Source organism: Streptomyces sp. NPDC020996 (genome assembly GCF_040641355.1).
In the GTDB taxonomy this organism is placed as follows: domain Bacteria; phylum Actinomycetota; class Actinomycetes; order Streptomycetales; family Streptomycetaceae; genus Streptomyces.
The window spans coordinates 1-14,848 of the sequence record NZ_JBFADM010000073.1 but is presented as its reverse complement, the minus strand read 5'-3'; the positions used below and the strand labels follow the sequence as shown (position 1 = coordinate 14,848).

The 14,848-nt window shown below is 71.4% G+C and carries 13 protein-coding genes; all 13 read left to right on the top strand.

From position 1 onward, the window contains the following. The first annotated feature begins 124 nt into the window (after positions 1–124). The 13 genes from AB0G63_RS33825 to AB0G63_RS33765 all read left to right on the top strand — a co-directional run bounded on the left by AB0G63_RS33825 (position 125) and on the right by AB0G63_RS33765 (position 14,792). The gene (locus tag AB0G63_RS33825; RefSeq protein WP_360758326.1) at positions 125–1,060 is read left to right on the top strand and encodes a sugar ABC transporter permease; all 936 of its coding nucleotides are present in this window, start codon (positions 125–127) and stop codon (positions 1,058–1,060) included. Continuing rightward, the gene (locus AB0G63_RS33820; RefSeq protein WP_360758324.1) at positions 1,057–1,941 is read left to right on the top strand and encodes a carbohydrate ABC transporter permease; all 885 of its coding nucleotides are present in this window, start codon (positions 1,057–1,059) and stop codon (positions 1,939–1,941) included. Before AB0G63_RS33825 ends, AB0G63_RS33820 begins: the two co-directional genes overlap by 4 nt. Continuing rightward, the gene (locus AB0G63_RS33815) at positions 1,938–3,077 is read left to right on the top strand and encodes a Gfo/Idh/MocA family oxidoreductase (RefSeq protein ID WP_360758322.1); all 1,140 of its coding nucleotides are present in this window, start codon (positions 1,938–1,940) and stop codon (positions 3,075–3,077) included. The genes AB0G63_RS33820 and AB0G63_RS33815 overlap by 4 nt, the downstream gene beginning before the upstream one ends. Beyond that, positions 3,074–3,958 (top strand): PmoA family protein, encoded by an 885-nt coding sequence (locus AB0G63_RS33810; RefSeq protein ID WP_360758320.1) that lies wholly within the window; start codon positions 3,074–3,076, stop codon positions 3,956–3,958. Before AB0G63_RS33815 ends, AB0G63_RS33810 begins: the two co-directional genes overlap by 4 nt. Continuing rightward, positions 3,955–5,529 carry a family 43 glycosylhydrolase gene (locus tag AB0G63_RS33805; protein WP_360758318.1) on the top strand — a complete coding sequence of 525 codons (1,575 nt, stop codon included), beginning with the start codon at positions 3,955–3,957 and terminating at the stop codon, positions 5,527–5,529. The genes AB0G63_RS33810 and AB0G63_RS33805 overlap by 4 nt, the downstream gene beginning before the upstream one ends. 143 nt (positions 5,530–5,672) lie before the next feature. Further along, positions 5,673–7,010 carry a sugar ABC transporter substrate-binding protein gene (locus AB0G63_RS33800; RefSeq protein WP_360758317.1) on the top strand — a complete coding sequence of 446 codons (1,338 nt, stop codon included), beginning with the start codon at positions 5,673–5,675 and terminating at the stop codon, positions 7,008–7,010. A gap of 106 nt (positions 7,011–7,116) precedes the next feature. Continuing rightward, positions 7,117–7,926, top strand: coding sequence for a rhamnogalacturonan acetylesterase (locus tag AB0G63_RS33795; protein ID WP_360758315.1), 810 nt, complete (start codon positions 7,117–7,119; stop codon positions 7,924–7,926). Between the two features lie 17 nt (positions 7,927–7,943). Then, on the top strand, positions 7,944–9,269 hold the full coding sequence (locus tag AB0G63_RS33790; protein WP_360758313.1) for a pectate lyase: 1,326 nt from the start codon (positions 7,944–7,946) through the stop codon (positions 9,267–9,269). Between the two features lie 78 nt (positions 9,270–9,347). Next, positions 9,348–10,487, top strand: a complete 1,140-nt coding sequence (locus AB0G63_RS33785) for a pectinesterase family protein (RefSeq protein WP_360758311.1) — start codon at positions 9,348–9,350, stop codon at positions 10,485–10,487. A gap of 1 nt (position 10,488) precedes the next feature. Further along, positions 10,489–11,553 carry a pectinesterase family protein gene (locus AB0G63_RS33780; RefSeq protein WP_360758309.1) on the top strand — a complete coding sequence of 355 codons (1,065 nt, stop codon included), beginning with the start codon at positions 10,489–10,491 and terminating at the stop codon, positions 11,551–11,553. Continuing rightward, positions 11,540–12,697, top strand: a complete 1,158-nt coding sequence (locus AB0G63_RS33775) for an alpha/beta hydrolase family protein (RefSeq protein ID WP_360758307.1) — start codon at positions 11,540–11,542, stop codon at positions 12,695–12,697. Before AB0G63_RS33780 ends, AB0G63_RS33775 begins: the two co-directional genes overlap by 14 nt. A 64-nt stretch (positions 12,698–12,761) precedes the next feature. Then, the gene (locus AB0G63_RS33770; RefSeq protein ID WP_360758306.1) at positions 12,762–13,874 is read left to right on the top strand and encodes a chondroitinase-B domain-containing protein; all 1,113 of its coding nucleotides are present in this window, start codon (positions 12,762–12,764) and stop codon (positions 13,872–13,874) included. 120 nt (positions 13,875–13,994) lie between these two features. Further along, positions 13,995–14,792, top strand: coding sequence for an HAD family acid phosphatase (locus AB0G63_RS33765; RefSeq protein ID WP_360758304.1), 798 nt, complete (start codon positions 13,995–13,997; stop codon positions 14,790–14,792). Positions 14,793–14,848: the final 56 nt, after the last annotated feature.

The following is a 14,848-nucleotide window of genomic DNA, read 5'->3' as shown; positions in this document are numbered from 1 at the left end:
ACCTCCGGCGCGGCCAAGGGCGCGCCATATACCCGCAGAAAGCGCTTCCTGTACGACGCACGCATCACCCCGAGCACCACCCACGCACCACCCACGCACGACGTACCGAGAACGGAGAACAGTCATGGCCCAAGCCGCAGCCGTGGCGAAACCGCCCGCGCCACCCCGGCGGCGCCGTGCCTCCGCCACGCCCCGCAGGCTGCCGTACCTGCTGATCGCGCCGGCGGCCCTGCTGATGCTGGGCTTCATCGCCTACCCGGTCATCAGCGTCTTCTACTACAGCCTGCAGAACTACAACCCCACCAAGCCGTGGCGGAACGGCTTCGCGGGCTTCGACAACTTCGTCCACGCCTTCACCGACGACCCGCAGTTCTGGGACACGCTGACCTTCAGCGCCAAGTGGGTCGTCGTCGAGGTCGGACTGCAGCTGCTGTTCGGGCTGGCGCTGGCGCTCATCGTCAACCAGACCTTCGTGGGCCGGGGACTCGGCCGCGCGCTGGTGTTCTCGCCGTGGGCCGTCTCCGGCGTGCTGACCTCCGCGATCTGGGTGCTGCTCTACAACTCCCAGACCGGCATCACCCGTTACCTCGCCGACGTGGGCATCGGCTCCTACGGCACCAGCTGGCTGTCGGACACCTCCACCGTCTTCCCGGCGGCGATCGTCGCCGACCTGTGGCGCGGGGTCCCCTTCTTCGCCATCCTCATCCTCGCCGACCTGCAGTCCGTCTCGAAGGACCTGTACGAGGCCGCCGAGGTCGACGGCGCGAGCCGCCTGAAGCAGTTCTGGCACATCACCCTGCCGCACCTGAAGGACGCCATCGTGCTGTCCACGCTGCTGCGCGCGGTGTGGGAGTTCAACAACGTCGACCTGCTCTACACCCTCACCGGCGGCGGACCGGCGGGCGAGACCACGACGCTGCCGCTGTACGTCGCCAACACCAGCGTCGACGCGCACAACTTCGGCTACGCGTCGGCCCTCACCACCGTCGCGTTCGTGATCCTGCTCTTCTGCTCGATCGTCTATCTGCGGCTGAGCAAGTTCGGAGGTGGCCAGAAGTGATCACCGAGATCGCGCCCGCGCCGCAGCGCGTGGAATCCGCGCCCGCGCGGCCGGGGAAGAAGCGCCGCGCCTGGGACGAGGTCCCGCGCTGGCACATCTACCTCCCGCTGTCGCTGTACCTGCTGTTCACCCTCATCCCCTTCTACTGGATCCTGCTGTTCGCGCTGCGCCCGGCCGGCTCGACCTCCCTCGTGCCCTGGCCGATGACCACCGACCACTTCGAGAAGGTGTGGAACGAGCGGGCCTTCGGCACCTACTTCCAGAACAGCGTGCTCGTCGGCGTCTGCACCCTGGTGCTCACCACGGTCGTCGCGCTGGCCGGCGGCTACGCCCTCGCCCGGTTCGACTTCAGGATCAAGCGGGGCTTCATGCTGGCCCTGCTGTGCACCCAGTTCGTCCCGGGCGCGCTGCTGCTGGTGCCGCTCTTCGAGATCTTCGCCAACCTGCGGATGATCAACTCGCTGGCCAGCGTGGTCATCGCCGAGACCGTCTTCCAGCTGCCGCTGTCGATCATCCTGATCAGCGGCTTCATCCGGAACGTGCCGTACTCCCTGGAGGAGGCCGCCTGGGTCGACGGCTGCAACCGTATGACCGCCTTCCGCATCGTCGTCCTGCCGATGCTGCGGCCCGGACTGATCGCCGTCGGCTCCTTCGCCTTCGTGCACGCCTGGAACCACTTCCTGTTCGCCCTGATGTTCCTGTCCGACCAGGGCAAGCAGACCATCCCCGTCGGCCTCAACACCCTGATGAGCTCGGACAGCGTCGACCTCGGCGCCCTCGCCGCGGGCGGCATCATCGCGGCCGTGCCCGTCGTGGTCGTGTTCGCGTTCATCCAGAAGTGGCTGATCACCGGCTTCAGCGCGGGGGCGGTGAAGGGATGAGGATCGTCCTGGCGGGCGCGCGCGGCCACGGCCGCTGGCACCTGGACAACATCCGCCGGCTCCAGGACAAGGGGATCGTCCACCTGGCGGGCATCTGCGAGCTGACCCCGCTGACCGCCGACGAGATCCCGGACGGCCTCGGCACGCCCGAGCAGTCCGCCGACTTCGGCGCCCTCCTGGACTCCACCGGCGCCCGGATCGCCGTGGTGTGCACGCCGATCCCCACCCACACCGACCTCGCGCTCACGGCCGCGGGCAAGGGCGTGCACCTGCTGCTGGAGAAGCCGCCCGCGCCGTCGTACGCCGAGTTCCGCCGGATGGCCGACGGGGTCGCCGCAGCCGGAACGGCCTGCCAGATCGGCTTCCAGTCGCTCGGCTCGCACGCCGTGCCGGCGATCCGGGAGATGGTCGCCGAGGGCGCGATCGGCGAACTCGTCGGGGTCGGCGGGGCCGGCGCCTGGGCGCGGCCGGAGAGCTACTACCGGCGCGCCCCGTGGGCCGGCCGGCGGCGGCTGAACGGTGTGGACGTCGTCGACGGCGCGCTGACCAACCCCCTCGCGCACGCCGTCGCCACCGCCCTGGCGCTCAACGGCACCACCCGCGCCGAGGACGTCACCGGCATCGAGACCGAGCTGCTGCGCGCCAACGACATCGAGTCCGACGACACCTCCTGCGTCCGCGTCAGTACGACCGCCGGCCGCCGGGTCACCGTCGCCGCGACCCTGTGCGCCGAGCGGCCCGACGATCCCTACGTCCTGGTGCACGGCACCCGGGGCCGGATCACCTTCTGGTACAAGCAGGACCGCGTACTGCTCCAGCGCGCCGACCACGGCCCGGAGGAGTACGAGTTCGGCCGCACGGACCTGCTGGAGAACCTCGTCGACCACCTCACCGAAGGCACCCCCCTGCTGGTCCCGCCGGACGAGACCGGCGCCTTCATGAAGGTCGTCGAGGCGATCCGGCAGGCACCCGACCCGGCCCCGCTGCCCGCCGGCGTCTGGCACACGCTGCCCGGGGAGGACCGCCGGGCCGTGCCCGGCGTCGACGGACTCGTCGCGGCCTGCGCCGACACCCTCGCCCTCTACTCCGAGCTGGGCGCCCCCTGGGCCCCTCCGAAAGAGGTGAGCACCCGATGACGACGACCGACGAATGCCCCGTCCTGCGCGTCGCGGGCCGCCCGGTCGGCCGCTACGTCACCCGGCCCCAGCTGCCGCCCCGGCACGCCCCGCGCCCGTACCTGCACCCCGTCACCACCCTGGCCGGCACCGCGGTCACCGAGCTCGCCCCGGCCGACCACCTGCACCACCTCGGCGTCGGTGTCGCCGTTCCCGACGTCGAGGGGCACAACTTCTGGGGCGGGCGCACCTTCGTGCGCGGCCAGGGTCCCACCGAGCTGGACAACCACGGCGCGCAGCGCCACGTCGCCTTCCAGCTGCGCGACCCGGACGGCTTCGTGGAGGAGCTGCGCTGGGTGGCCGCGGGATCCGAGCTGCTGCGCGAGCGCCGCACCGTGGCGGCCACCGAACTGTCCGACACGGCCTGGGCGCTGGACTTCACCTTCTCCCTCACCAACGTCACCGCGGGGATGCTGTCGATCGGCAGTCCGGCCACCAACGGGCGGCCCGGCGCGGCCTACGGCGGCTTCTTCTGGCGGGCCCGCAAGGAGCCCGAGGCCCCGGAGGTGTTCACCGCGGACCGGGACGGCGAGCCGGAGATCCACGGCACCCGCGCCGACTGGGTGGCGCTGTCCGGACGGGGGTCTCCCCGCGCGGGCGGGGCCGGGGGAGGGGGAGGCTGGACGCTCGTGCTGGCGGGCGCCACCGACCGGACCCGGCAGGACCCGTGGTTCGTGCGCGCCGCCGAGTACCCGGGCGTTGGCTCGTCGCTGGCGTCCGAGGAGCGCCTGCCGATCGAGCCGGGCGACACCGTCGTACGGCGCATCGTGACCGTGGTCGCCGACGGCCGGCTGAGCCGCGACGAGGCGGGGGCGCTGGCGCGGAAGGCGGTCAACCAGTGACGACGTACACCAACCCGGTCCTGAACGCCGACTGGTCCGACCCGGACGTCGTCCGCGTCGGCGACGACTTCTACCTGACCGCCTCCAGCTTCGGCCGGGTCCCCGGACTGCCCCTGCTGCACTCGCGCGACCTGGTGAACTGGACCCTCGTCGGCCATGCGCTGCAACGGCTGGAGCCGGCCCGGGAGTTCGCCGTACCGCGGCACGACTGCGGGGTCTGGGCCCCGTCCCTGCGGTACCACGACGACCGCTTCTGGATCTTCTGGGGCGACCCCGACCAGGGCATCTTCCAGGTCAACGCCCCGGAGATCCGCGGCCCGTGGACCCGCCCGCACCTGGTCAAGGAGGGCAAGGGCCTGATCGACCCCTGCCCCCTGTGGGACGACGAGACGGGCGAGGCCTATCTCGTGCACGCCTGGGCCAAGTCCCGCGCGGGCGTCAAGAACCGTCTCACCGGGCACCGTATGCACCCCGAGGGCACCGGACTCCTCGACGCGGGCAAGGTGATCGTCGACGGGGACCGCATACCTGGCTGGTTCACCATCGAGGGCCCCAAGCTCTACAAGCACGACGGCTGGTTCTGGATCTTCGCGCCCGCCGGGGGAGTGGAGACCGGCTGGCAGGGCGCGTTCCGCTCGCGCGGCTTCTTCGGGCCGTACGAGGAGCGGGTCGTCCTGGAGCAGAAGGACACCGACGTCAACGGGCCGCACCAGGGCGGCTGGGTGCGCACCTGTGCCGGCGAGGACTGGTTCCTGCACTTCCAGCAGCGCGGCGCCTACGGCAGGGTCGTGCACCTGCAGCCCATGCGCTGGCCGGACGGGGGCGCCTCGCGTTCGGGCGGAGCCGGGAGCGGGGGAGGCTGGCCGGTGATCGGGGACGACGGCGCCCCCGTCGCCGTGCACGAGCGGCCCGCCCTGCCGCCGCAGCCGGCCGCCGCACCCGCCACCGACGACGACTTCCCCGGCGGGCGGTTCGGCCGCCAGTGGCAGTGGACCGCCAACCCGCCCCCACTCTCGGCTTCGCTCGAGCGGGGGGACCCCCATGCCGGCTGGGCCACCCAGCACTCCGGTGACGGGCTGCGGCTGACCTGCGTCCGCTCGGCCGACGCGCACGACCTGCGCAAGGTGCCGAACGTGCTCACCCAGCGGCTGCCCGGCGTCCCCGCGGTGGTCGAGGTGGAGCTCAGGCTGCACAGCGAGGAGCCGGGCGCGCGGGCCGGGCTGGCGGTCCTCGGGGACGCGTTCAGCTGGATCGGGCTGCAGCGGGGGAGCGACGGGACCGTCCACCTCGTGCACCGGTTCGCCGAGACGGTCGCCGAGTCCGAACGGGACGCCGACCACCCGCGGCTCGCGCCCGACGGACGCGCGCGGCTGCGGATCGAGACCGGCGCGGGCGCCCGCTGCCGCTTCCACTACGACACCGGTGACGGTCTGCGCCCCTCCGGGCAGGTCTTCGCCGCCACCCCCTGGCGCTGGGTGGGCGCCCTGCTCGGCCTGTTCGCCCTCGCGCCCGTCGGCGCGGGACACCCCGGCGCGGCGAGTTTCACCCGGTTCCGCATCACCCCCCGGTAAGGCACCGCACCCGTGAGCCGGCCGGGAGCGGTCGTGACGTACCCGTTCGGCAAGCGCTTACCCGGTCCGCGGGCGACGCGGACCGGTGACCGTCCCCCCACACGTTCACCCCTCAGTTGGATCCAGAAGAAGAGAGCCGACCAATGAAGATCAGCATTCGCAGAAGCAGGCGCGCCGCCATCGCCGTCGCCCTGGGATCCGTGCTCGCGCTGACCGCCACCGCCTGCGGCGACGACGGCAGCGGCGCCGCCGGGGACAAGGGCGACGAGGGCTCGGGCAAGGGCGAGATCACCTTCTGGGACAACAACGGCGGTGTCCGGACCGACATCTGGAAGGAGATCATCGCCGACTTCGAGAAGAAGTACCCGGACATCGAGGTCAAGTACGTCGGCATCCCCGCCGCGAACGCCCAGTCCAAGTACGACACCGCCATCCAGGGCGGCGGCCTGCCCGACGTCGGCGGCGTGGGCACCGCGATGCTCGCCGAGGTCGCGGTGCAGGGCGCGCTGGAGCCGCTGGACAGCCGGCTGGCGAAGAGCTCGCTGAACGGCAAGCTGAGCCAGAACCTGCTGGACAGCAGCCGGGCCGCGGGCGGCGGCGACAAGCTCTACCAGATCCCGACCTCGTCCAACAACGGCACCCTGTGGTACCGCACCGACCTGTTCGAGAAGGCGGGCCTGGACGCGCCGACCACCTGGTCGAAGTTCTACAAGGCCGCCGACAAGCTCACGGACAAGGCCAAGAACCAGTTCGGGTTCACCATCCGCGGCGGCGAGGGCTCCATCGCGCCGGCCCTGGACGCGGCGTACAGCCAGACCGGCATCACCTCGTTCTGGAACGGCGACAAGACCACCGTCAACGACCCCAAGATGGTGGCGGCCCTGGAGAAGTACGTCGCCCTGTACAAGAAGGACACCCCGTCCGCCGACGTCAACAACGACTTCACCAAGATGGTCGCCCAGTGGGACAGCGGCAGCATCGGCATGCTGAGCCACAACCTCGGCTCCTACCAGGACCACCTGAAGGCGCTGGGCGCCGACAAGTTCCGGGGCCTGCCCAACCCGACGCAGGACGACGGCACGCGGGTGCAGATCTCCAACCCGGTCGACGGACTGAGCGTGTTCAAGTCCAGCAAGAACAAGGCGGCCGCCTGGAAGTTCATCGAGTTCGCCGTCTCGCACGAGGAGAACTCCAAGTTCAACCAGTCCGCGGGGCAGATCCCGGCGAACACCGAGGCCGCGCAGGACGCGTGGATCCAGAAGGCCGAGCCGACGAAGCTGGCCGCCGAGGCGCTCAACGGCAACGGCACGAAGATCGTCCAGCTTCCGTACTACCTGCCGGACTGGAACACCATCTCCAAGGCCGACAACGAGCCCAACTTCCAGAAGGTGCTGCTCGGGAAGATGAGCGCGAAGGACTTCCTGGACACGCTGGCGCAGCAGCTGAACGCCGCGCAGGCGGACTGGAAGAAGAACCACTGACACCCGGGTGGTCGCGGTCGCGGGGAACCGCCGGCTCGTCGTGGCCGGTCGCGCGGTTCCCCGCGCCCCTGGTCGGTCAACTCACCTCTGTCCGAAAGGCACCCCCGTGTCCCTTACCCGCAGACAGATCACCGCGGTCGCCCTGGCCGCCGTTCCCCTCGCCCTGGCGGCGAACGGAACCGCACGGGCGGCCGGCCGCTCCACCCGCACCCTCTACATCGCCGGTGACTCCACCGCGGCGCAGAAGTACGCCGACGCCGCCCCCGAGACCGGGTGGGGCATGGCGCTGCCGTTCTTCCTGCGCAAGGATCTCCCGGTCGCCAACCACGCGGTGAACGGGCGCAGTTCCAAGAGCTTCGTCGACGAGGGCCGGCTGGACGCGATCCTCTCGGTGATCCGGCCCGGTGACCTCCTCCTCGTCCAGTTCGCGCACAACGACGAGAAGGCGGCCGACCCCACCCGTTACACCGAGCCGTGGACCACGTACCAGGACTACCTGCGCCGGTACCTGGACGGCGCCCGTGCCCGCGGGGCCCGGCCCGTGCTCGCCACCCCGGTCGAGCGCCGCAGGTTCGACGCGGACGGCAACGCCGTGCCGACCCACGGCGACTATCCGGCGGCGATGCGCGCGCTCGCCGCCGAGGAGCGCGTGCCGCTGCTCGACATCCAGGCCCTGTCGCTCGCGCTGTGGCAGGAACTCGGCGTCGAGGCGACCAAGACCTACTTCAACTGGACCGCGACCGAGCAGGACAACACGCACTTCAACCCGCCGGGCGCGATCGCCGTGGCACGCCTGGTGGCGCGGGAGCTGCTGCGCACGCGGGTGCTCGCGCCGCGGGACGTCGTCCGGCTGGACGACGACATCCCCCCGTCCTGGATCACCTGGCCCGAGGCGACGGACGCCTCGGTCGCATGAGCAAGGAGAGCCGCACAGTGCGTACACAGAAATGTCATGGACGTGCCATAGCAGCGCTGGTGGGCTGCACCGCCCTCGTGCTCGCCGTCACCGGCACGTCCGCCGCCCAGGCCCAGTCCGAGGCCGGGCGCCGCGACGTCGCCCGGCAGACGCTGGGCGCGAACGACGGCTGGGCCGCCTACGGCACCGGCACCACGGGCGGCGCGGCCGCCGACGCCGCCCACGTCTACACCGTCACCACCTGGGACGCCTTCAAGGCGGCCCTCGCCGACGGCGGCACCGCACCGAAGATCATCAAGGTGAAGGGGACGATCGACGCCGACGGCCCGGACTGCGCCTCCTTCGCGGCGCCCGGCTACGACTTCGACACCTACCTGAAGACCTACGACCCCGCCGTCTGGGGCCGCGCCAAGAACCTGGACGCCGAGCCCGACGACAGCCCCGAGGGCCTGCGCCGCGCCTCCGCCGCCAACCAGGACGCCTACATCAAGGCGAACGTGCCCGCGAACACCACGATCGTCGGCCTCGGCAGGAACGCCGGCTTCAAGGGCGCCAGCCTGCAGATCAAGGGCGTCGACAACGTCATCGTCCGCAACCTCACCTTCGAGAGCCCCCTCGACTGCTTCCCGCAGTGGGACCCGACCGACACCGCCGACGGCAACTGGAACTCCGAGTACGACAGCGCGGTGGTCTACGGCTCCACGCACGTGTGGATGGACCACAACACCTTCACCGACGGCGAGCACCCCGACAGCACCCTGCCCTACTACTACGGCCGGATCTTCGAGCAGCACGACGGCGAACTCGACATCGTCAAGGGCGCCGACTACGTGACCGCCTCCTGGAACGTCTTCGCCGACCACGACAAGACGATCCTGATCGGCAACAGCGACAGCGCCGCCACGGCCGCCGTCGACCGCGGCCACCTGAAGGTCACCCTCCACCACAACCTGTTCTCGAACCTCGTCGAGCGCGCCCCCCGGGTCCGCTTCGGCCAGGTCGACTCCTACAACAACCACTTCGTCGGGGGCGACGACTACTCCTACAGCTACGGCATCGGCATGGAGTCCCAGCTCGTCGCCGAGCACAACGCCTTCACGCTGCCCGCCGGGGTCAGCGCGGCCAAGGTGCTGAAGAAGTGGAAGGAGGCGCCGGTCACCGCCGCCGACAACTACGTCAACGGCACGCTCACCGACCTGATCGCCGTCCACAACGCCGAGATCCCCGCCGAGACCCTCCAGTCCGGCGCCGGCTGGACGCCGACCCTGCGCACCAGGATCGACCCGGCGAAGGCGGTCCCGGGCATCGTCGACCACTGCGCGGGCGCCGGCCGTCTCGGCTGACCCGCCGCATCCGGGCCGGGGCCGCTTGCGGCCCCGGCCCGCCCTTCCCCCTGAGCCGCACCGCGAAGGAGCAGCCGCATGCCCTCGCCCCATGTCCGTCTCCCGCTGTCCATGCCGTCCAGAAGGCGTTTCCTCGCCGCGAGCGTCGGGGCGGCCGCCGCGCTCGGTCTCGCGTCTGCCCCCGCGCGGGCCGCGGGCGGGACCCACCCGTTCGGCCGCTACGGCTCCCCGGACCGCCGTCTGACGCCCCTGACCCTGTACGTCGACCCGCACGGGCGCGGCGACTTCACCTCCGTGCAGGCCGCGGTGACCGCCGCGACCGGCAGCGGCCGGACGCTGGTCATCGCGCCCGGCACCTACCGCGAGACGGTCGTGCTCGACGCCACCCGCACCGGGGCCACCTGGATCGGCGCCTCCGAGGACCCCCGCGACGTCGTGATCGTCTTCGACCGCGCCAACGGCACCCCCAAACCCGGCGGCGGCACCTACGGCACCACCGGCTCGGCCACCACGACCCTCCAGGCCGACGGCTTCACCGCCCGCTGGATCACCTTCGCCAACGACTGGCTGCGCGCCGACCACCCGGACATCACCGGCACCCAGGCGGTGGCCGTCAAGGTGCAGGGCGACCGCAGCGCGTTCACGCACTGCCGGTTCCTCGCCCACCAGGACACCCTGTACGCGGACTCCATGGCCCTCGGCGCCTTCGCCCGCCAGTACTACGCGCACTGCTACGTCGAGGGCGACGTCGACTTCGTCTTCGGCCGGGCCACCGCCGTCTACGACCACTGCCACTTCCGCACCCTGACCCGCACCGACCTGGCCGCCGCCCCCTACGGCTTCGTCTTCGCGCCCTCCACGGCGGCCGCCAACCCGCGCGGCTACCTGGTGACCCGCAGCCGCGTGAGCAGCGAGGCCCCGGACGGCTTCTACAAGCTGGCCCGCCCCTGGGTGCCCGGCTCCGACCCCACCGCCCGCCCGATGCTCACCGTCCGGGACACCTTCCTCGGCGCCGGCATCGACGCGGCCGCGCCCTACACCAACATGTCGGACGCCTACCCGTGGCAGAACCAGCGGTTCGCCGAGTACCGCAACACCGGCCCCGGCGCCGAGATCACCGTCCCCGCCGACCGCCCCCAGCTCACCGACGAACAAGCCGAGTCGGCGACCCGCTCGGCCTACCTCGGCGACTGGACGCCGTGGCGGGAGGGCTGCTGACGTGCGCCGCCGCACCCTGCTGGCGGCCCTGGCCGGCGTGCCGGCCGCCCTCACCGCCGGTCCCGCCTTCGCCGCCGGTCCCGCCCTCACCGCCGGTCCCGCCTTCGCCGGTGACCGCCGTGTCCTGCACGTCCGCCCCGGTGACTCGGTGCAGGCGGCCGTGGACGCGGTGGACGGACCGGGCCGGACGATCGTCGTCCACCCGGGGACCTATCGCGAGGTCGTCCAGGTCCCCGCCGACAAGGCCGGGCTGACGATCCGCGGCGCCACCCGCGACCCGCGCGACACGGTCGTCGTCTTCGACCGCGCAAACGGCACCAAGAAACCCGACGGCACCACCTACGGCACCGCCGGCTCCGCCACCTTCACCTCCGCGGCGGCCGGACTGACCGTCCGCGACCTCACCCTGGCCAACGACTGGCTGCGCGCCGACCACCCCGACGTCACCGGCACGCAGGCCGTCGCCGCGTACGTCACCGGTGACCGCACCCACTTCGACAACGTCCGCCTGCTCGCCCACCAGGACACCCTCTTCGCCGACACCACCGCGCTCGACGCCTTCGACCGGATGTACTTCCGTCACTGCTACATCGAGGGCGACGTCGACTTCGTCTTCGGCCGGGCGACGGCCGTGTTCGAGGAGTGCCGCTTCCACACGCTCCGGCGGGACGTGGACTTCGTCCCCAAGGGCATGGTCTTCGCCCCCTCCACCGCCCGCGCCAACCCGCACGGCTTCCTGGCCGTGCGCGGGCGGGTGACCTCCGGCGCGGAGGACGGCGCGTACAAGATCGCCCGGCCGTGGGTGCCGTCGTACGAGACCACCGCCTGGCCCTCGCTGGTCGTGCGGGACACCTGGCTGGGGCCGGGGATCGACGCCGTCGCCCCGTACACCAACATGCGCGACGCCTACCCCTGGCAGTCCATGCGCTTCCGCGAGTACGCGAACTCCGGTCCGGGCGCGGTGGTCTCCGTGCCGGAGAACCGGCCGCAGCTGACCGACGAGGAGGCCGCCGGGCACACCCGGCGGACGTACCTCGGCGACTGGAGGCCGTATGACCGGCCGTGACGCGCTGGGGCGGCGGGCGTTCGTGGCCGGGACGGGCGCGGCGCTGCTCGCGGCGGGCGCCCAGGGCGCTGCGCAGGCGGCCGTCGTGGACGGGCCACTGCCCGACTTCCACCCCCTGCTGAAGCGGGAACTGACCTTCCCGCTCGCGTGGGGCACCTCACCGGTCCGCGACTTCCGCGCCTGGCGCCAAGCCGCCCGCGCCAAGGTCGAGGAACTGCTGATCGTCGGCCGGGACGAACACATCCCGTACGCCCCGCGGTTCGCCGACCGCCGCGAGGACGACGGATACACCGGAGAGTCGGTCACCCTCTCCCTCACCCGCTACGAGCGCGTCCGCGCCCTCCTGCTCACCCCGCACGGCACCGGCCCCTTCCCGGCCGTCCTCCTGCTGCACGACCACGGGGCGAAGTTCGACATCGGCAAGGAGAAACTGGTCCGGCCCTGGTACGACGACACCCGGCTCGCGTCCGCGCAGGGGTGGGCCGACAAGTACTTCAGCGGCCGGTTCGTCGGGGACGAGCTGGCCCGGCGCGGCTACGTCGTGCTCGTCGCCGACGCCCTCGGCTGGGGCGACCGCGGACCGCTCGGCTACGACCAGCAGCAGGCGCTGGCGAGCAACTTCCTCAACCTCGGCTCCTCGCTGGCCGGTCTCATGGCCCGCGAGGACGCCCGCGCCGCCGGCTTCCTCGCCAGCCTGGAGCGGGTGGACCGGCGGCGGATCGCGGCCGTCGGATTCTCCATGGGCGCCTTCCGCGCCTGGCAGACCGCCGCGCTCAGCGACGACGTCGCCGCCGCGGCCGCCGTCTGCTGGATGACCGGCCTGAAGGAGATGATGGTCCCCGGCAACAACACCCTGCGCGGGCAGTCCTCCTACTACATGCTGCACCCCGGGCTTCCCCGGTTCCTCGACTTCCCCGACGTGGCGAGCATCGCCGCACCCAGGCCGATGCTGTTCTTCGACGGCGGGCTGGACCCGCTGTTCCCCGCCGACGGCGTCCGCGCCGCCCACGACAGGCTGCGCACCGTCTGGCGTTCCCGCCACGCCGAGGAGCGGCTGCACCTGAGGACCTGGTCCGACCTCGGCCACGTCTTCGTGGACCGCATGCAGGACGAGGTCTTCGCCTGGCTGGACCGCGTCCTGTGACCGCCCGGTGAGCGTCCTCTGCTCTCCCCCCACCGTCCCCGCACGACGAAAGGACCCGCACTCCATGTCTCGTCGTACCGCTCTCACCGCCCTGTCCGCCCTGGCGCTGGGCGCCTCGCTCGCCGCCCTGCCCACCCAGGCGCAGGCGGCGACCGTCGTCGTCAGCAACTCCGCCGACCTGTCCAACGCCATCAAGAACGCCACCGCCGGCACGGTCATCCAGGTCCGCGGCGGCACCTACTACCCGACGGCCACCCTGCAGTCCACCGCCAACGGCACCTCCTCCGCGCCGGTCACGCTGACCGCGTACGGCTCGGAGACCGTGAAGATCGACGGGTCGTCGCTCCCCTCCGGCTCCTGGATCTTCAAGCTGACCGCGGACTACTGGAACGTCTCCAACATCACCTTCCAGAACTCCCCGGACAGCGCGGTCGTCTGCCAGTCCTGCACCGGCACCAACTGGAACAACATCAAGACCATCAACGGCGGCGACTCCGGCTTCACCCTCACCGGCGACGGCACGGTGAACAACACCGTGAAGAACCTGGACAGTTACGGCAACTACGACGCCGCCACCCACGGCCAGAACGCCGACGGGGTCGCCATCAAGTTCGGCTCCGGCACCGGCAACCTGGTCACCGGCGCCCGCCTCTACAACAACTCGGACGACGGCATCGACCTCTGGTCCTTCTCCTCGCCCGTCACCATCGAGCACACCTGGTCCTTCGGCAACGGCGTCAACCGCTGGGGCGACTCCGCCTTCCAGGGCAACGGCAACGGCTACAAGCTGGGCGGCAACGGCGTCACGGTCGCCCACGTCGTCAACAACTCCGCCGCCTGGGGCAACACCGGCAACGGCTTCACCGAGAACTCCAACACCGGCGCCATCGTCATCAACCGCACCACCGCCTACGCCAACGGCAAGTGGGGCTACTACTTCGCGACGAGTTCGGCCCGGCTCGGCAAGAACCTCGCCGTGAGCAACGGCAGCGGTCTGGTCAGCAAGGGCTCCTCGGTGGTCTCGGCCGGCAACAACTGGGACTCCGGGATCGCCACCCCGGCGTTCAAGTCGACCGACGCCTCGACCACGTACAACTCCCGCCAGTCGGACGGCTCGTTGCCCGCCACCACCTTCCTCACCACGGGCAGCACCACCATCGGCGCGACGATGAACTGATCCCGCCGCCCACCGGAAGGACGCCGTCCGGGGCGCTTGACCCGTTTTTTGCCCGTGGAAGAGTCTCGATCGGGCAACGGGTCTCGCGCCCGCCGCGGTGACGCGCGTAGAAAACCTGTCATGCATAAGCCACTGCGTATCGCGGCCGTCGCCGCGGCGTGCGCCCTGACCGGCGCCGCCCTCTACGGCGCCGGTGCGGCCACCGCCGGCCAGTCCACCGCCAACTCCACTCACGAGCCCTACAACATCGGGCTCCTGGTGAAGGACATCGACACCTACTACGGCGCCGCCCTCGACGCCAACGGCGTCTACCAGGCATCCGCGGACAGCCCGTACGCCGAGGACCTGGCGCGCATCGACGCGGCCGCCCGGAAGTACATCGACCAGGCCGCCCGCAAGGCCCGCCACCAGCACGAGAAGCCCGCGGTCGTCTTCGACATCGACGACACGCTGCTGCTCAGCCTCGACTACGAGAAGCGCTACAACTACACCTACAACTCCGCCTCGTGGGCCGACTACGTCAACCGGGCCGACCGCCCGGCCGTCTTCGGCAGCCCCGAGCTGGTCCAGTACGCCGAGGCCAAGGGCGTCGAGGTCTTCTACAACTCGGGTCTGAGCGAGGCCCAGCGCTCCGCCGCCGTCGAGAACCTGAAGAAGGTCGGCGCGGACGTGAACCTCGACACCGCGCACGTGTTCCTCAAGGACAAGGCCAACCCGCCGTCCTACCTGAGCGCCTGCGCCACCCCGGGCACCTGGACCTGCACGACCGTCCAGTACAAGTCCGGCACCCGCAAGCACATCGAGGACGACCTCGGGTACGAGATCATCGCCAACTTCGGCGACCAGTACTCCGACCTCGACGGCGGCTACGCCGACAGGACGTACAAGCTGCCGAACCCCACGTACTTCGTCAGCTGACGGCTCCTGCCGGTCCTCGTGGAGCGGGGCCGGGGGGCGCCCGGCGGGGGGACCCA